Below are 16,981 nucleotides of genomic sequence, written 5' to 3'. Positions count from 1 at the left end.
GATCAATCAATTTAGCCAGCAGCTTGTTCTTTGCCGTTGGTCGATTCGATAATGCCGCGATCAAGCAATTCTTGTAAACCTTGGGCGACAGCCTCGATCGTGAAATCAATTTGCTCAACTGTATGGGCGCTGGTCAAGAAGTTGACATCGCGACGCAAAATGACTCCACGTTTGGCCAATGTGCCCAACAAGGCTTCCATCAAACGAGCATGGGTTGGCATATCAGGTGCAAAGGAGAAGAAGGGAATTGCATCATAGCCACAGACGCGCAATGCCACTCCAAGCGCCTCAGCTTTGGCGTTCACGCCTTCACGCAAGCGTTGACCAAGCTTGGCCACATGCTCAAAATAGTTAGTGTTGCGATAGATGTTAATCACTTCGTAGCAAACTTCCAGCGAGAGCATTTCGCCGCCAAAGGTGGTTGAAACTTGCAAATCGGATAAGCGTTCGAGATGCTTTTTGGGTCCAGTAATCGCAGAAAGTGGCATACCTGCGGCGATGCCCTTTGAGAGACAGACGAAATCTGCATCAACGCCATAGAATTCTTGCGCCCCACCCAACGCCAAGCGGAAGCCCGTTACCACTTCATCGAGCACAAATAATGCGCCAACTGCATGACAAGCAGCCTTAACTTCGTTCAAATACTCAGCATCCAAGCAGTGTTTGTAGGGCATTGAAAGCAACACGGCGGCCAATTGATCGCCATGGTTGTTGATGGCAGCGATCAAGTTGGGCTTTTCGTGGGGAGCCATCAACGATACTTGTTCGGTGTATTGGCTGAGCACTGCGGGCACGCCAGGAGTGTAATACATAAAATGGTCGTGCCAACCATTGTAGCCGACCGTGATAATCCGTTCGCGCTTGGTCAGGTGGCGAGCCAAACGCACAGCAGCCGAAGTGGCATCAGCCCCAGTTTTGAAGAAGCGAGCCATTTCAGCATTCGGAATAATATCGATCAATGCTTGAGTTGCGCGTAGCTCAACTTCGGTGGGCAGCGAATGAATCAGCCCTTTATCCAAGTTATTGCGAATTGCCTCGACCACTGCTAGATGGTTGTGACCCAAGGTGGTTGCACCCAAGCCACAAATAAAATCGATATATTGATTGCCATCAACATCGGTTACCAACGCGCCATCGCCATGATCAATAAAAACTGGAAACGAACCATAGGCAAATTGCTCAGGCCGTTTCATCAACGATTGGGTTGTTCCTGGAACAATCGCTTCGGCTTGGACTAACAATTCCATCGATTTGGTGAGATTTAGGGCTTCGCCGCTGACCTTGGGCAGTTGTGCTGCACTCATGCTGCTCGATCCTTCCATATATGCTCGACGTTTGGTTATATGATTATGTAGAATAAAATCAATTTAGTCGGATTAAATAGATTTTATTTGAGCGCTAGTATACGGAAGCGGCGCTGGTTTGTCAAAATCTTTGAGCTAGCCCCAGCTTGCGGATTCTTTGCAGGTCAGGGGCTAGGTTTCAACGCAGAGGCGCAAAGGGAATTATGAAGGATGAGGGATGCATAGCTTATTCGTGCAATTCGTGGCTAAGAACCTAACCTTCGTGTCCTTCGTGGATCAAAAAATAAACTTCGTGGTTGTTAAAAACAGATTTTTGCTAAGGAACAACGATTTGCTGAGTTTGCCCAGCCCATTCGATTGCAAGCAGCTCGCCACGCGTAATATTTTGGGTTAATTCAATCCGTAGTGGCTGTTGCGGCTTGAGATCAAACGTGCCTTGCCAGAGCGTTTGGCCTGCCTTGCTAATGCGAATTGGCGTTGCAACGAAGGCTTGGCTTGGCTGAATTGCCACGCTCACATTGCCGTTGCTGCTGATTTGCAAGCCAACCGCGCCATAACGATTGCCCGCACTCAAATCGCCCAAATCGTGCAAGGGCAGCCAATGGGCCTCGAACGAACGACTTTGGCCTGCGGCTAGGCTTGGGTAATCCCAAAATGTGGCTTGTGCACCATGCCATAGTTCGGCATAATCGCTGCCATCGGTCGTATAGAGGCTGCGATCAAATTGGTCGCCAAAGGCAAAGGTTTTAATCCCAGGCAAGTTTGGATCAAGATCAACCAACATCAAGCCTTGGTTGAGCGCTGGATCGTACACGCCAGCCCATTTTCCGCTCAGGTTGTCGGCGGCAAAGAGGCCAATGTAGCCGTTCCAGGTGGCATAACGACTAAGATCACGCTGATTGAAAGTAGGCCAGCTGATCGTTTGTTGTGGTGCTGGCAGCGCTGCATCTTGCGTTGCATGCACAATCATCTGCTGGGTTGGCACGGCAAAATGTAGGCTACGTTGCAAATGGTTGATCCCGCCAGGTGCGATCATGGCATTCATCCAAAATTGAAATGGTTGTGGGCTAGCAGTTGGGTTGCGATAATTGCCGCGCATATTCACAATTTGGCTATCGTTGGTTAGCTCAATCGTGATTTCAATTTGAATGCCAGTGTGGCGCTCGGTTGTTGAAACGATCACCCGTGCGGCCTCGTTGGTTTGCTCCAAGCGATAATCCCATGGCTCGGATTCGAGGTAGCCATGCTCCTCGGTTGGGGCGGCCCATTCGATACCACCTGCGGCCAGCCACCAACCCCGTTGACCTAAATGACTGGCTTTGATCACCGGATTTTGATAGAGCAAGTTCTGGCCTGTAGCTTTGTTGATCAGCTGATAAACTCGTCCGCCCAGTTCTGGTAAGATCGTTAGCGTGACATAACGATTTTCAAGCTTGAGCAAACGATAATGTTTGGGTTGATAGCCTGTGATTTTGCTGCGATCAATCCGTTTGTAGGGGTAAATTGGATCGTTGGGTAGGCTATCGACCAGCGCTGGCTGATAGCCTTCGGTATTGATGGCCAATGTGCCAGCCTCAGAAACTTTAGCCGCAATGCTGCTATCCTGAAAATAATACATTGGCGTGGTATAGCGCCAGCGATAGTAATGACTGCCCACATTGCCCATTTCAACTTGCCAATTCGCCGAATTATTGGGATTGTAGGTCAGCACACGGCGTTCAAAAGCTTGGAATAGCACGCGTTGGGCTTGGCCGTTAATCGTTGTGTCGATCCAGTATGCCTCGGTGATTGGGTAGCCAAACGTCCCTAACACATTGGTTACAGTGCTTAACGATTGCTGAAAATCGAAAAATACTTTGGGCACGTTATGGCCCGTGACGCTTTCATACTGCACGATGGTGGTGTTGGCAGTTGCCAAATTTGGCTGATCGCTGATCTGGCCGTTTGCCGCGAGCAGGCTGCTAATCCGTTGGCCTTGGCGATTTTCGCTGCGATGATCGCCGTTGGTGGTCGCGATTGGCGCAAGGCTAGCATAGGTTGGGCTTGAGCTAGCAGGATCGCCAGCAATTGGCACATTAGCTGCTGTCCGTGGTTCGAAGCGTTGATCGCCTGTTTGCATCTGGCCGCTGATCAGTTCAACGACCAACAAACCATTGGTGGCAAACCACTCACTGGTACGATCAGCAGCGGGCTGGCTAATTTCCATGCGAGCTTTATCAAAATATTGCACGAGGCGGCTGGCTTGGGGCGATTGCTGATAGCGCTCGATTATTCGTGGGCCGATGTTTTGACCCCAAACCCACGAACGGCTGGTTTGACCTTCGGCCACTGCTTGATCGGCACGCTGCCAGCGTTGGCGAAAGGCCGAATCGGCAAAACCATCAGTAAATGCAGCATAACTTGGGCGTTGGGGCACGAAACTCAAACTGACAATTAATAAGCAAAAACTCAGAGTTATTCGACGAAACATAAATCCCTCCAACATCAAATAGCTATGGTGAGTATAGCGCTGTGGTGGGCCAAAAACCATAGTTTGCGGCTGAAGTTGGCCTGAGAAATCTGAAAACTCTGCCAGGTTTGGGGCGATTATGCTCTATAGTATGGCTAGTGTGTGAATGCTCAAAAGGGGGCTGCTGCGATGAACGATCTGCAGATTGCTGAACAATTGCAAGCAAGTTATATTCTGTTTGCGCCGATCCGAGCGCATTTTCGTGGGCCTGGAGTCGAACGTGGTGGCTGCCCACGCCATGGCATGCATGCAGTGTATGCCAAAAAATATGGCGAACATCTGGCGACAATCTATCCAGGCATCAACGCAATTGGGGTTGAATCGTCGTTTGATGCTGCTCAATTGCCTGCAATTATGGCGGCGTTGGCTAGTTTGCGCGAAGTATTATTGCCGAATTTGGCGCATCGGATTGTTGAATATGCCCAAGCTAGCAAGCCGTATGTTTTGCCCGCCTACCTGCGCAGTATCGAAGTGGCGCTTGAACATTTTGCCAAACGCCATCCTGAGCAATTGGCGGCGCTTGATGCGGTGTTTTGTGTGGCTGGGGGCGAGGGTTTCCGCGATTTAATCGTGTTTCATGGTGGACATCTTTTGGAGCAAGCCAAGGCTGGGGCACTCTGGACGAATATTGATATTTATTCGTTGGTCGATTTGCATGACCGTCAAACGGCTGAGGGTTTAGAAAAATTTGAGGTTTGGTGCTTAGGCGGCGATTTAGCCAAAGCCGTGTTGACTGAATTTCAGAAGGCGGCCTTGATGTTGGTGATTCAAGGCTGGCAACCACAGCCGCTGACCAAAGAATTAGCCTTATTGCCAGCCGATCTGAATCGCCATTTTGGCCAGATGCTGCGTAATTTATTGCACAAAGCCTTGGCGCAATATGTTTTAGGTTAGCGACATGATGGATTTGGGTGCATGCCCTCACCCCGTCCCCTCTCCCGCCGCAGTAGGAGAGGGGTTGGAGGTGGGGAACGTTAAAACCTACCCTTGACATGAGAGGCCTAGGGGGTGAGGGAATTAGTGGCGCATGCGCGATTGGATGGTTTGGCTGATGATATGGGCCAAATCAGGGCGTTGAATATCGGCATGGGTAAAGGTCAACTTCGCGTAACGCTCGTTGAGATCAAAATCGGCAAACAGCTTAGCAAAGCCATGCAAACGCTTGTCGATTTCCAAATAGACATCGACCCCATAATCTTGCAAATCGAGCACAACCTCTAATTCTTCGATATGGAAACTTTGGTGGCCATAAGGCTTGAATTCAAGCTCTTGCACAAATGGATAGGGGCCGCGCCAGCGTGAATTGTATTCGTTATGCACGGTATAAAGTTGGAAGCCAATTTGTTGGATGGCCTGAATAATCGTTGCTTGCGAAGGATGCGGCTGAATCTGCAATTGATCAACATCACCTGCATCGACCCCGCCACTGATCGATAAACCAGTGCGAATAAAGACCGGTTGATGGCCCATGGTCAAGGGCGTATCGAGCGGCAAATTAATGCTAAAGGGAATGCGTTGTTGAGCGCCTGGTTGAAGCTGAAACCGCTGCGTCAGTGGATATTGCCCAATCGTGTGATCTTGGGTTATTTTGCTATCGTCGTACTCGCGGGTATAGCGAGCGACCAAAAACAAATACAGTGCCTCGATATCTTGTTCGACATCACCGCCCATAATATGCACTTCGCCAGTGATCGTGCCACCTGGAGCGGTTGTATTATTGTGGAGATGGGTTTCGATACGAGCATTGCCAATACCAACGCTGGCGAGCAATTTACGGAACATGCACATCCTCCTAAGTTGATCGATTTGTTAAGGCGTTATACGTAGACACAGTATCAAAAGGTTTCACGATTTAATCTTGACAATGTTGTAACACACAATGGACACACATTTCAAGGGTGGCGCAGCGACAACGTAGCCCGCGCTGGAGTAATTGTTGCACATGGCTGGCTTGTTCGAGCAATTGGCTGAGATCGGCCAACTTTTGCTTGGCTAATTGCCGCCATAAGCCTGCTAACGGAGCCTGTTGCTGTTCATGTTGAAATAGCAATTGAATTTCGTTGAGGCTAAAGCCAAGGCGTTGGGTTGTGCGAATAAACGCTAAACGCTCGAAAATCTGTTGATCGTAATAACGCCGACCATTCTGGCGAGCAGCAGGCGGCAATAGATTAATTTCTTCATAATAACGAATGGTTGAGGCTTTGATGCCCGCCTGTTTGGCGACCATACTGATGCTCAGTTGTTGCATATGCCGACCCCTGAAATTGCTGCTTGACTTCCAGTTAACTTGAACTTGTAGACTGCCAACGAGCTACTGTAATCATGCAATAGCTGTCAAGTGGAGGTCGCGTTCATGCAAACCGTGATTGATCAGCCAGTTCAGGTTAGCGATGCCAGCTTTGAAACGCAGGTATTGCAATCGGATACGCCAGTCATTGTCGATTTTTGGGCACCTTGGTGTGGGCATTGCCGCGTGATTGCGCCAATTTTGGCCAAGTTGGCACAGCGCTATGCAGGCGAAATTGTGGTTGCCAAAATCAATACCGACGAAGACGTGCAATATGCCAGCCGTTTAGGTGTGCGTGGTTTGCCCACAATGGTGGTATTTCAGCATGGTCAAGAGGTTGATCGCTGGATTGGGGCGATGAGCGAAGCTGCGTTCGAGCAACGTGTGCAACAGCTGCTTGGGCGTTAAATGATAACAGGCAGGCTGCTTCTCACGGCGGCCTGCCTGTTTATTCTTCCTCGGTAAATTATCTAGGCTCCCACAAGCGGACTATTGGCATTCTTCCAACCTACTCCATTGTTCTTCTCTCCCACAAGCGTTGACGATAGATTGATGGCGGCTGGTGTAACAGTGTTACAACGGCCACTGTGGGTTTGCAATGGCTGGCAATGTAGCCCTCTACAGCTACAGAGCGCACGGCTGGCGACCATGAGACCTCCTAGTGGTGACCGATGGAGTGCTGCGACGCTTGAATTTGGCTATTTGCCTAGCACAGACTGTTCGTTGAAATCGATAGTCGGATATAATGATGCTATGCGCAACCACATTCGCACTGGCTCGGTGCTTTATTAAGTTGTTGGTTGAATTAATCGTCGATAATGCTACGATAGCATACAATCAAACCAAGAGAGTGCAATATCTCTCTTTATTGTGTCTAGAGTTTGGCGGGAGAATCTTGGAGAAATTACGAATCCGTAACTGAGGGTTGGGTGATTGTGGCTGATGTTGGTTGAGAAAGATAGCGCTCAAGCTCAGCTGCCGTTGTGTACCAATAGCGATCAAGTTTGATGCCACGGATTTTACCTTTATTAAGGTAAACGCGCAAGGTGCCTTCGGTGAGCGATTGAGCCGGGTAATATTCACGGGTATAGGCCGCCGCCTGCTGCAAGGAGAGCAGTTGGCTGGCTGGTGGGTCGTAGGTTAGACCAGAGGGCTGTTCCATGCCACATCCTTGGCCAAATAAAATGCTCCGCCAATTACTCCGCGGCGAGATGTTATCGCAAACGTTGCAGCAGTGGGTCGATAATCATGGTGGTCGGCAGGTAGTTGTGCAAACGTTGCGCGATGGCATGAGCCACGATGTTGATGCACTTGCCTTCTTTGAACAGCAGGTAAATCGTTATACCACAGAAAGCCAAAAAGCTGCAAATCTTAATATGGCCGATAGCACCTACTATGCCAAACGTGGCCGTTTTTATGAGCAATTACGCCATTTGCTCGATCATCTGCCTAGCCTGCGTCCTACCACGATCATTGGTCTGCCGATTCCGCTTACGCCGTTGGTTGGCCGCCAAGCAGTGTTGCAAGAGTTGCTTGAGCTTTGCCGCGAATATCGCCTAGTAACCTTGCATGGCATTGGTGGGATCGGCAAAACCCGCCTCGCGATTGCCCTCGCTAGCTATATTGCTAATGCTGGCTTTGCCCAAGAAGTCGTTTTTATCGATTTACGCAATGAATATACGGTGCATGATAGCTGGCATGCCTTGCTTAATCGCTGGCTCGGCGACCCGAAAGCCGATTTAACCAGTTATATTCAGCAATCCAATCGCCGCACGGTCTTGATTATCGATAATTGTGAGCATATTCGGGCAGTTGCTGAGATGCTGCTGCCATTGCTCAATTTTGGCAATATTTCGATTATTACCACCACGCAAATTGCCTTGAGCATCAATGGCGAACGACGCTTTCCCGTGCCAGCCTTGAGCCTCGAAGAAGGCATTTTGTTGTTTGAGCAACGTGCTCGCGATTTGAACCGTCAGGTTGAGCGCCGTCAAACTGAGCAAATTGTCCAGCGGTTGGCGGGGCATCCCTTGGCGATTGAAATTGCCGCTTCACAATTGTTGTTGGTTTCGCTCAACGATATTTTGGCCATGACCAACGTCGAAATGCTGGAGATCGAATCGTTGGCGAATGGCTCGGCCTCGCATCGCACCTTGCGCCAAATGGTTGAGTATACGTTTTCGTTGTTGCATGATGATGTTCAAGCTGCTTGCCTCCGCTTAGCACTATTTGAACATCATTTTAGCTTGGCCCAAGCAACCCAAGCCTTTAAAGTCAATTGGCGGGTGGCTAGCGGTTTGGTTGATGCATCGTGTTTAGAGGGCAGTGTCGATAGCCGTGGCGAAACGCGGTTTAGTATGCCAATTGTGATTAGGCTCTACGCTCGGCAAGTAGCGCTCGAACGCGATGTCTATCATCAATTGATGCTGGAATTTACCCAATATTGGGCCAATGAAATTAAGCAGATTTTGCAACGCTGGGAGCAAACGATCGAACGCGCCAAAGATCATGGCGAATTGCTCACGCCGATGAACGATCTTTCGTTGTTGCGCGAGAGCTACACAACGATTCGTGGCTGTTTGCAATGGGCGGCGATCTATGAGCATACGCAATTATTGGAGTTAGTCGGCGGTTTGTGGAAGTTTTGGCTGCATTATGAAAGCCCCGAGGGTCGTTTATGGCTGCGTTCGGCCATGAGTATGGCGAGCGATCAGCAACGCAGCGAATTACAACAAATTCTATTGCTGTTTAGCTGAAGATTGGCACTGGCACATCGCCTGCCCACGTGTGTTCCCAAACCGCTTCGCCAGCCAACAAACGGCTAATTTGTTGTGGAAAGTAGGCTGGGCGAATTGGCTTACCTAAAAAACCAAAAAAGCCCAAAGCCTTGGCACGTTCAACAATGCTCATATCACTAAATCCTGTCAAGGCAATGCAGGGAGCTATTGAGCGCAAGGAACCAATCAAATCGAAGCCCGATTGATCTGGCAACTGCACATCGAGCAAAATCAGGGCAGGGTGCAGAGCTTGCACGGCTTGAGCCGTCGCCACGCGGCCATTGGGGAAGAAGTGTAATTGATGGCCTTGTTGGTGCAATGTGCTCCGAATAATTAATAGCGTATCTGGTTGGTCTTCGATCACAACAAGTGTAGCGATACCAGCCTCCTTGGATTTCAGCATGTGGCTGAATTGTACCGCGAAAGCAGCGGCATGAGCAATAGGGCATGCCGCTGCTCAACGATTGCTAGCCGCCGCTCGAATGGGCAACCGATTTTTGCAATTGCTTGGAGCTACGCCAAATCAAGAAGGGGATGAGCACTAGCCAAAGCAGCACCGAAATAACCCATGGTTGTAAAATTGTGCCACCACCAAGTTGGCCTTGGAGATCTAAAGTCCAAGTGGTTGCTTGACCATCGGTAACGCTCTGAATCCACATTATCAGGCTGAAAAACGGGCTGAACGATAAGGCCACAACCCCAAGATTGCGAATAAAGCCATTGTTCATGATGGAATCAAACAATGGTTGATCATTCGAGAGCACTGCTAAGACCAAGATCGCCAGTAACGGCAGCCCAATCGCCAATACCAATGCTAAGCCAAGGGTTGCCATCATTGCACCACGGCTGGTTTTAGCCCACGAAGCTCCCCAAATTCCAATGCTGCCATAGCCCAAAACTGTAACCAATTGAATCGCTAGGGCAATCCATAGGTCGCGGGCTTCGATTCCGCCAATCAGCAAGGCCAATGCGCCAATTGGCAGGCTGGCTAAACTAAGCAAAAAGAGGAATAAACAAGGCGCAATCAGCTTGCCCAAGATGATTTGGTAGCGCCGCACAGGCGTGACCATCAACACGTCGATGGTTTGGCGATCGCGTTCGCTGCCCAACGATGAAGCATTCAGCGATGGCGCAAAAAAGGTCAGCTGAAACAAGGCTACGGCGGCGGCGGTGCTATATAAACTTAAGCCAATCTCACTGCGATCGACAAACCCACTTTCGCTTTGACCAGCGTAAATCAGCACACACAAGCCACTGAGAATGAATAAGTAGATGCTGAGGGTGGTAAACGCTCGATTGCCACGTAGATACGAGCGAAATTCCTTTTGCAAAATTGCCTTCATGCCACCACTCCCTGTGTCACATGCAAAAAGACTTCTTCAAGGTCGGATTGGCGTTCGGCAAAGTGATTGACCCGAAAGCCTTGGCTGATCAGGTTGCTCAAAATTGCGCTGCTTTCTTCGGCTGTGCCACTGAAGTTGATCGCCAATTTGCCGCCTGCCTGATCATCGGCTAGCTCATTGGCTAAATGCACATCGTTGATGGTTGGCAGTTGTTTGAGCATTTGCAAGGCTGGCATGGCTCGTTCAAGCACTTGCACTTCGATCAATTTATGCGGGCGTAAATCCTGCATAATTTGTTCGACTGGGCCGCTTGCCAGCAATGTGCCACGCTCAATAATGCCAATATGGCTACACATTTCGGCCAGCTCCGACAAAATGTGTGAGCTAACCATAATCGTTTTGCCCATGCGGCTTAATTCGCGCAGTAATTCGCGTAGCTCGATTCGGGCACGAGGGTCAAGCCCGCTGGCTGGTTCATCGAGAATTAACAAGCTGGGATCGTGGGCCATGGTGCGGGCCAAACTGAGGCGCTGTTTCATACCACGGCTGAGATTCATCACATAACTATCGTGTTTTTCGGTCAGATCGACTAGTTGCAATAATTCTTGAATCAAACTCGTGCGGCGTGGCTGTTTGATGCCATAGATATGAGCAAAGAAATCGAGATATTCCCAAACCCGCATGCTTTCGTAAACCCCAAAATAATCAGGCATAAAACCAATCATTTTGCGCACTGCATCGGGATCTTGGCGCACCGAAATGCCATTGACAAAGGCTTCGCCAGCGGTTGGTTGGAGCAAGGTGGTCAAAATGCGCATGGTGGTGGTTTTCCCAGCGCCATTTGGCCCAATAAAACCATAGACCGCGCCTTTGGGAATGCTCAAATTGACCTGATTGAGCGCTAGGTGTGTGCCAAAACGCTGGGTTAAATTGTGGGTTTCAACGATCAATTCCATCAGCGTTGCTCCAAATCAACATACAAATTATAGATATTGCTGCTCTTTTGCGGAGCGGCGACCCCATCGACCATAATTTCGTTGAGCACTTCGGTATCAAGCACCGTGATATGCGGCTTGGTATACAGCGAATTTTTGGGCAGTCCACTGTAGTTGGTGCGTTCGTTGCCAGCATTCCAGAGCAATTGTAGGGCTTGGGTTAATTGGTCGTTGTTGTTGAGATAGGGGCTGCTTTGCATAACGCGATCAAGGCTGTTATCGATCGTAATCGAAGCACCTGGTTCGAGTGCTGGCAAAATAATACTTTCTTCGCCATTGAACAGAATCGCATATTCAACCTTGCGTTCGCTCCGGTTGGTAATGGTTGCACCTTCCCACGAATTGGCTTTGGCTACTTTAACCTCAAAATTGTAGGGAACTGCGCTTGAGCCAATCGCGGCGAGGGTTTGCATTTGGCCGATGTTGCTTTGCCAATTGGGCAAGCGGGTTTTGCCATCGTTGGTTTGCTCGATTGTGCCCGAACCCTCATCGCCAAAGCCTTGCATTGGTTGGTTGCCAGCAATTAAATTGGCATCAATACTGCCATTCCATGCGCCGCGTCGCCCTGCATTGAAGCCATAATTGACGCTTAGACGGCCTTGATCGGCTCCCAGTTGGCTATCGATAATGTTAATCGTTGTGACATTGATATTGCCAGTACGTAAATCGCCACCAGCTAAATACATAATACCCACAAAGCCAAGTACAACCAATGGAATACTAAACCAAGCCCATTCCCGCCGATCCAAACGTCGTAAAATAAAGTAATTGATCGGGCCAATCAGCAGAATGTAGCCAAACAAAATTCCCATCAAGCCTAAAACTGAAGGCAAATTTTGATCAGTGCCGCGAATCTGGATTGACCATGGCGAGAGCGCTACATTCCAATCGCGGTAAAGTTGGGGTTGTAAGAGCACTGGCCAAACCAACCGATCATTAACTTCGGCGGGTAAGTCACTGGGATTGAAGGCTGTGACTAAGATTTGACCCATGCCCAGCTTGCGACTGATCACTAAGGCTTCGTTATTGGCCCCAACGCCGAATATGCTAGCATCGGCGGTTGGTTGAAGTTGGTTAACCCGTAGGTTGATTTGGGCAAAAGCGGGAGTATTGCGCCCATTGAGCGTGGTTAACACCGCCGAACTATTGCTGCGGCTAACACTCGCAGGCAAGAGTGAGGCTAGTTCTTTGGGCAGTTCGGCGCTATTCGGGCCACCGCTGACGATCAATGTTCCACCAGTTGCGACCCAACGTTCGAGAGCGGCGGCCTGCTCGGCAGTCGGTTGAACATCTTGGAGCACGATTGCTGCAAAGTTAAACAATTCGCCATCGGTGCTTGGCAGTTGAGCTGGGTCAAGCGGCATCACCGTGGTGAGGCGGCCAGGAACTGAAGCGCCAGCTAAACTTGAGGCTGGCCCGCCAAATACGCCTACTAAAATTTCTTGGCTATCGTGTACCCGCACATTACTGCGATTGCGGGCTAACTGCTTGCCTTGAGCATCAATAACTTTGATTTCGACAACGGTTTGATTGAGATTGGCCCGCATGAGTAAACGCACTTGTTTGCGCGAACCACCAGGTAAATCGACATTTTGCAGCAAATCGGCCTGACCAAAGCCTGTGGTAACCACAACTTGGGCTTGAAGGTCGGCTCCGCTATTTTCGATCGTTGTAATAATTGGATACCAACCACCATTCGCTACATGACCTTGGGCATCAAAGCCAACTTGATCGATAGTGATGGTGATGGCATCGGCATTTTGGGCATGACTTAGGTTGGGCCAAAGTAGGCAGATTAGGCCTAAACCAAGCCAAAACCACCCACGCCACCGGGCTGACTGCGCCATGAAAACTCCTTCGCACAACAGATTCTGACTCCCAATTAGGATTACACTCCAGTTTCCAACCGCTCGGTTGGCGGCAATTTGGCTTCGATATGGCTGCGATGATCATCAAACAGCACTTGGAGTTCATCGCGTTGTAGTTGGTGATAATGTTGCAACAGCATTAAGGTGCTATCAAATTCACGGTCACGCGCCCGCTGCTCAAATTGGTCGCGATAATCCGAAATGACTGCCAACACGCTATCGGGTGCGGCTACCCCGCGAAAGGTGAAATTTTCGTTTTGACCTGCGGTAAATAGCTCGACATCGCCGTATTTCAAAATGCGTGCCCATAAATTTTCTTGATTCAGCGAAACATTCTGAATTTTGTCCCAGGTTGTTTCCCGTTTGGTTTCACGGCCCAAGGGCTTGCGCTCAATATCAATAATGTTGATTGGGGTGACAATATATTCATCGTTGCGCCAATCAATCACCTCGTAAATCAGCCAGCCGAGACAAAAGATATCGAGGATTGCCAAAAATACTAACGAGCCACCAGACCGAATAAAATCGTAGCCGAGCAACAGTGACCACGACAAATTGATAATTAGAAACAGCAAAATTGGGTTAGCTGCCTCGACAAAGAGAAAAAGCCAATGTTTGCGCCAAATAATCGAATTGCCGCGCACCTCGGGGCTTGGCGGAATAATGCCCAAAAGTGTACGGCCAGTTTGTTCTGGTGGAATAAAATCGCTCAATGGTGGCAAGCTTGGCATTGTGCCTTGTTTGAGCACTTTGGCTCTGACGATTTGCTGAATATGCTCAACATGCTCAACTTCTTTGAGCGGCGCAACAAATTCGAGAATTGTGTCACGTACCAACGTAGGATTGACGATTCCCACGAAGGCAATGTTGCGCAAACGGCTGGCAGTTTGGACTTCAATTTCGCCATAATCGAAATAGCGTGAAACCACCGACTCGGTGACGGTTTTTACATCTTCAATTTCGCGCACATACAGCTCATTGCGCTGCACGCTGATCAAAAAACGCGAGTTATACGAAATAACCCGCTGATTGGTAACGACCAAGGCATCATTGCGCCAATCGAAATAGCTATAAATCATGGCCCCGAAAAAGATCGTACCAGCGCCAAACAGCACAGTATTCAGGGTATCAACGCCAACCACCGAGACCCGCCACAAGAAAATCACGGTACAAATAAACCAAAAGGTAAACCAAATTGACAGATTGCGTGCCAAGATTAGCCAATGGCGATAGGCGATCAACTTGACCCGTTCATCAGCTTGGAGATTGATATTAAAACTGAGTTGAGGCACGTTGGTTGGCATAACATCCCATCCTATTCATAGCTGAGTTGGCTAACATTCGTGCCGCCATAGGCCTGCGGTAATAGAGCTGCAACTTGGGCCATAATTTGCTCAGCCAAATAATCGCGTTGGTGGGCGATTGGCAAGTTGCTTTGAGCAAGTTGTTCCAAGGTTTGTGGTTCGCCGATCGTAATCGTAACTGTTGGCCGCCCAAACCATGGAAATTTGCCCAAAAACACCCGCTCCATGCCAGTGATTGCAATTGGAATAATCGGCGCACCGCTTTGTTTCGCCAGCAACACCACGCCAGCCCGCGCTTGTTGCAAGGTTCGCGTGGTTGAGCGTGTGCCCTCAGGGTAGAGGCCGATGCATTGGCCTTGGCTGAGCAATTGGAGTGCCCGCCGAAACGCCGTGCGATCAGCCTCGCCACGCCGAACCGGAAATGCCCCGGCTCTCGTAATCACCCAATCCATAAACCCACCGTCAAACATCTCGGCTTTGGTCATAAAATAGACATGACGTTTGACATAACCAATAATCGTGGCTGGATCGGAGTAGCTAATGTGGTTGGAAACCAAAATTGCCGCGCCATGCTTGGGAATATGCTGGCTACCTCGGACAATCACGCGGCGAGTGAAGATAAAAAAGAGCACTTTGGCGAGATAATGATAAAAACGATAAAAGCGGCTCATCGATTACCCTCCCACATCAGCGTTGCTATTGCTATAGTATTTTGTTTGTGAGCCAATCGTCAAGCGCCAAAAGTTGTGGTTGCTCCCAGCCAATGTAACAATGCTTAAACAAAAACGACGTGGAGCAATCTCCACGCCGTCGTTTGCCGAAATTAAGCTTGGGCTTCAACCCCGATTAACCCCAAAATTGCCTGAAACACCTCTTCGGGCGAGCGGCCATCGGTAGTGATGGTAATCGCGTCAGCGGCTAAGAAGGTATTGGCGGCATCTTTGGCATCGCGCCGAGTCAAGTCGTCAAGCACCTCGCGGTAGCTGATCGAGCGGCCACGGGCGTTGAGTTCTTGGGCGCGGCGTTGGGCACGCTCCTCAACCGAGGCATCAAGATAAATTTTCAACTGGGCATCGGGCAGAATGACTGCCCCAATATCCCGGCCAGCCATCACGACATGGCCAGCTTTGCCAATTTGGCGTTGAATATCGCGAAGTGCCTCGCGAACTGCTGATTGAGCGGCGACTTGCGAAACATTGCGTTCAACATTGGCGGCGCGTAATGGCCAAGTAATATCCTCGCCATTGGCCAACACTGTGTATTGACGGCCATCGGCGATGGTTGGCGGAAGCACTTCGAAGTTGCTGGTTTGGGCGAGTTTGGCGAGAGCGGCGGCATCAGCGAGATCAACGGCTTGTTCGAGGGCTACATAGGTCAAGGCGCGATAGAGCACCCCCGTATCAAAATAGATATAGCCAAAATGATCTGCTAACAACTTGCCGAGCGTACTTTTCCCCGACGCTGCAGGGCCATCAATTGCAATTGTATGTGGTGTAGTCATAGTGAAAAACACAGATATTCCTTGCTGGATACCTCCGAACAGGCAATATTTGAGCGCATGCTGAAAGGTGAAGGGTACACATCGCAACCACTCTCCTGTTGAGTACCCAGCGTATGCAATACCCCACTACGCGAGTGAGGGGACAATAAATCATGAAAAGGCTAGAAAGGCCATGGTTCTATTGTAGCATAATGATCTAATTTTGCTTAGATTATGGCAACGAGCCAGACGATCTGCTATAATCGCACGCCGAACCATGATCATAGTTGGAGGTTGCGATGCGCTCTGGCATCTGGCGAAGTTGTTGTCTATTGCTCTTAGTATTTCTGACAGGTTGCGGCAGCAGCCTGACCATCTACGATATTACCAGCAATCCTGCAAATTATAACGGTCAAGAAATTACGGTCGAAGGCGTGTACCTCTGGAAGCCAGGTAATCCTGGGTTGTCGGTGTTGGCCAAGGCGGTTTCAACCCGCAACGATGGTACTGATGCTCAGCCCGTTGATAGCCTCGTCTGGCTTGATGAGTTTCCGGCTGAGGCTAGCGCTAATTTGCATCGCCCAATCGATAGTGTTTATGGCGCGGTGCGGGTCAAGGGCAAATTTGAAACTGGCGCGTTTGGCCCAGATGGCAGTTTTACCAGCCGTTTGGTAGTGCAATCTGCCGAAGCGATTGAGCGCGTTGAGCGGGTTGAGTATCCAGCGCCAACCGAAGCTCAGCCCAACCAAGTTTCAATCTATGAGCTCGAGAAAAATCCTTCGGCCTACAACGGCCAAACTGTGACCACCCGTGGCATGTATTATTGGACTCAAGCCAGCTCTGGTTTGTTGACAACTGGGGTGCAAAGCGAAAAGCCCCTCGGCGACAACGTGGCAAGTGGGGTTAATCCGCAGCCAATGGGCACGCCAATTTCGATGGAAGGATTTCCACCTGATCTTTCGAGCCAACTCAACGTCGGGCCTGGTAATGGCTTTGTTTGGGGCTTGGTTGAAGTAACTGGCACCTTCCAAACGGGCGGGCAATTTGGCTTAGAAGGTCGTCATGGCTCACAATTGATTCTCGACCCAGCATCAGTTAAACCGATCAAATAAGC

General features: G+C 49.7%; 16 protein-coding genes. 4 read left to right on the top strand and 12 right to left on the bottom strand.

What is annotated here, in order from left to right; all coding sequences use genetic code 11:
• Positions 1-11: 11 nt before the first annotated feature.
• Positions 12-1,304: an aminotransferase class III-fold pyridoxal phosphate-dependent enzyme gene (locus DEF47_RS06020; RefSeq protein WP_012190691.1), complete on the bottom strand. Its 1,293-nt coding sequence runs from the start codon at positions 1,302-1,304 to the stop codon at positions 12-14.
• A 316-nt stretch (positions 1,305-1,620) separates the two neighbouring features.
• Positions 1,621-3,774 carry a DUF5107 domain-containing protein gene (locus DEF47_RS06015; RefSeq protein WP_012190690.1) on the bottom strand — a complete coding sequence of 718 codons (2,154 nt, stop codon included), beginning with the start codon at positions 3,772-3,774 and terminating at the stop codon, positions 1,621-1,623.
• Between the two features lie 168 nt (positions 3,775-3,942).
• Here DEF47_RS06015 and DEF47_RS06010 point away from each other — a divergent pair, with 168 nt between their 5' ends.
• Positions 3,943-4,707: a hypothetical protein gene (locus tag DEF47_RS06010; RefSeq protein WP_012190689.1), complete on the top strand. Its 765-nt coding sequence runs from the start codon at positions 3,943-3,945 to the stop codon at positions 4,705-4,707.
• A 123-nt stretch (positions 4,708-4,830) separates the two neighbouring features.
• Here the strand turns inward: DEF47_RS06010 and DEF47_RS06005 are convergent, their stop codons facing one another.
• A complete protein-coding gene (locus tag DEF47_RS06005) occupies positions 4,831-5,595 on the bottom strand; it encodes a sporulation protein (RefSeq protein ID WP_012190688.1) in 765 nt (254 codons plus the stop codon).
• A gap of 70 nt (positions 5,596-5,665) precedes the next feature.
• Positions 5,666-6,061 carry a helix-turn-helix domain-containing protein gene (locus DEF47_RS06000; protein WP_012190687.1) on the bottom strand — a complete coding sequence of 132 codons (396 nt, stop codon included), beginning with the start codon at positions 6,059-6,061 and terminating at the stop codon, positions 5,666-5,668.
• A 105-nt stretch (positions 6,062-6,166) separates the two neighbouring features.
• On the opposite strand from DEF47_RS06000, the gene trxA reads away from it, so the two are divergent.
• Positions 6,167-6,508 (top strand): thioredoxin, encoded by a 342-nt coding sequence (gene trxA, locus DEF47_RS05995; RefSeq protein ID WP_012190686.1) that lies wholly within the window; start codon positions 6,167-6,169, stop codon positions 6,506-6,508.
• 496 nt (positions 6,509-7,004) lie between these two features.
• Here the strand turns inward: trxA and DEF47_RS05990 are convergent, their stop codons facing one another.
• A complete protein-coding gene (locus tag DEF47_RS05990; protein ID WP_012190685.1) occupies positions 7,005-7,262 on the bottom strand; it encodes a helix-turn-helix domain-containing protein in 258 nt (85 codons plus the stop codon).
• On the opposite strand from DEF47_RS05990, the gene DEF47_RS05985 reads away from it, so the two are divergent.
• Positions 7,261-8,856 (top strand): ATP-binding protein, encoded by a 1,596-nt coding sequence (locus tag DEF47_RS05985; protein ID WP_012190684.1) that lies wholly within the window; start codon positions 7,261-7,263, stop codon positions 8,854-8,856. The genes DEF47_RS05990 and DEF47_RS05985 overlap by 2 nt on opposite strands.
• Here DEF47_RS05985 and DEF47_RS05980 read toward each other — a convergent pair.
• The 7 genes from DEF47_RS05980 to cmk form a co-directional block, all read right to left on the bottom strand.
• Positions 8,849-9,280 (bottom strand): response regulator, encoded by a 432-nt coding sequence (locus DEF47_RS05980; protein WP_012190683.1) that lies wholly within the window; start codon positions 9,278-9,280, stop codon positions 8,849-8,851. The genes DEF47_RS05985 and DEF47_RS05980 overlap by 8 nt on opposite strands.
• 64 nt (positions 9,281-9,344) lie before the next feature.
• A complete protein-coding gene (locus DEF47_RS05975) occupies positions 9,345-10,220 on the bottom strand; it encodes an ABC transporter permease (RefSeq protein WP_012190682.1) in 876 nt (291 codons plus the stop codon).
• Positions 10,217-11,176: an ABC transporter ATP-binding protein gene (locus tag DEF47_RS05970; RefSeq protein ID WP_012190681.1), complete on the bottom strand. Its 960-nt coding sequence runs from the start codon at positions 11,174-11,176 to the stop codon at positions 10,217-10,219. The genes DEF47_RS05975 and DEF47_RS05970 overlap by 4 nt, the downstream gene beginning before the upstream one ends.
• Positions 11,176-13,062, bottom strand: a complete 1,887-nt coding sequence (locus DEF47_RS05965; protein ID WP_012190680.1) for a DUF8726 domain-containing protein — start codon at positions 13,060-13,062, stop codon at positions 11,176-11,178. The genes DEF47_RS05970 and DEF47_RS05965 overlap by 1 nt, the downstream gene beginning before the upstream one ends.
• A gap of 41 nt (positions 13,063-13,103) precedes the next feature.
• A complete protein-coding gene (locus DEF47_RS05960) occupies positions 13,104-14,387 on the bottom strand; it encodes a PH domain-containing protein (RefSeq protein ID WP_012190679.1) in 1,284 nt (427 codons plus the stop codon).
• Positions 14,388-14,398: 11 nt separating this feature from the next.
• Positions 14,399-15,058: a lysophospholipid acyltransferase family protein gene (locus DEF47_RS05955; protein WP_012190678.1), complete on the bottom strand. Its 660-nt coding sequence runs from the start codon at positions 15,056-15,058 to the stop codon at positions 14,399-14,401.
• 152 nt (positions 15,059-15,210) lie between these two features.
• Positions 15,211-15,900 (bottom strand): (d)CMP kinase, encoded by a 690-nt coding sequence (gene cmk, locus DEF47_RS05950; RefSeq protein WP_012190677.1) that lies wholly within the window; start codon positions 15,898-15,900, stop codon positions 15,211-15,213.
• A gap of 266 nt (positions 15,901-16,166) precedes the next feature.
• Between cmk and DEF47_RS05945 the strand changes: the two genes are divergently transcribed.
• Entirely contained in the window at positions 16,167-16,979 is an 813-nt protein-coding gene (locus tag DEF47_RS05945) for a hypothetical protein (RefSeq protein ID WP_012190676.1), read from the top strand.
• The last annotated feature ends 2 nt before the right edge of the window (positions 16,980-16,981 follow it).

It is taken from the genome of Herpetosiphon sp., from assembly GCF_003512625.1.
Classification (GTDB): domain Bacteria; phylum Chloroflexota; class Chloroflexia; order Chloroflexales; family Herpetosiphonaceae; genus Herpetosiphon; species Herpetosiphon aurantiacus.
The sequence above is the reverse complement of the archived record's forward strand: the minus strand, read 5'-3'. Positions and strand labels throughout refer to the sequence as shown.

Excerpts from the sequence above, each read along its gene's own strand:
- DEF47_RS05985 (WP_012190684.1), top strand. The coding sequence starts at position 7,261 with ATGCCACATCCTTGGCCAAATAAAATGCTCCGCCAATTACTCCGCGGC.
- DEF47_RS05970 (WP_012190681.1), bottom strand. The coding sequence starts at position 11,176 with ATGGAATTGATCGTTGAAACCCACAATTTAACCCAGCGTTTTGGCACA.
- DEF47_RS05980 (WP_012190683.1), bottom strand. The coding sequence starts at position 9,280 with ATGCTGAAATCCAAGGAGGCTGGTATCGCTACACTTGTTGTGATCGAA.
- DEF47_RS05975 (WP_012190682.1), bottom strand. The coding sequence starts at position 10,220 with ATGAAGGCAATTTTGCAAAAGGAATTTCGCTCGTATCTACGTGGCAAT.
- DEF47_RS06005 (WP_012190688.1), bottom strand. The coding sequence starts at position 5,595 with ATGTTCCGTAAATTGCTCGCCAGCGTTGGTATTGGCAATGCTCGTATC.
- DEF47_RS05960 (WP_012190679.1), bottom strand. The coding sequence starts at position 14,387 with ATGCCAACCAACGTGCCTCAACTCAGTTTTAATATCAATCTCCAAGCT.
- DEF47_RS06015 (WP_012190690.1), bottom strand. The coding sequence starts at position 3,774 with ATGTTTCGTCGAATAACTCTGAGTTTTTGCTTATTAATTGTCAGTTTG.
- DEF47_RS05990 (WP_012190685.1), bottom strand. The coding sequence starts at position 7,262 with ATGGAACAGCCCTCTGGTCTAACCTACGACCCACCAGCCAGCCAACTG.
- DEF47_RS06000 (WP_012190687.1), bottom strand. The coding sequence starts at position 6,061 with ATGCAACAACTGAGCATCAGTATGGTCGCCAAACAGGCGGGCATCAAA.
- DEF47_RS06010 (WP_012190689.1), top strand. The coding sequence starts at position 3,943 with ATGAACGATCTGCAGATTGCTGAACAATTGCAAGCAAGTTATATTCTG.
- DEF47_RS05965 (WP_012190680.1), bottom strand. The coding sequence starts at position 13,062 with ATGGCGCAGTCAGCCCGGTGGCGTGGGTGGTTTTGGCTTGGTTTAGGC.
- DEF47_RS05955 (WP_012190678.1), bottom strand. The coding sequence starts at position 15,058 with ATGAGCCGCTTTTATCGTTTTTATCATTATCTCGCCAAAGTGCTCTTT.
- DEF47_RS06020 (WP_012190691.1), bottom strand. The coding sequence starts at position 1,304 with ATGAGTGCAGCACAACTGCCCAAGGTCAGCGGCGAAGCCCTAAATCTC.
- trxA (WP_012190686.1), top strand. The coding sequence starts at position 6,167 with ATGCAAACCGTGATTGATCAGCCAGTTCAGGTTAGCGATGCCAGCTTT.
- DEF47_RS05945 (WP_012190676.1), top strand. The coding sequence starts at position 16,167 with ATGCGCTCTGGCATCTGGCGAAGTTGTTGTCTATTGCTCTTAGTATTT.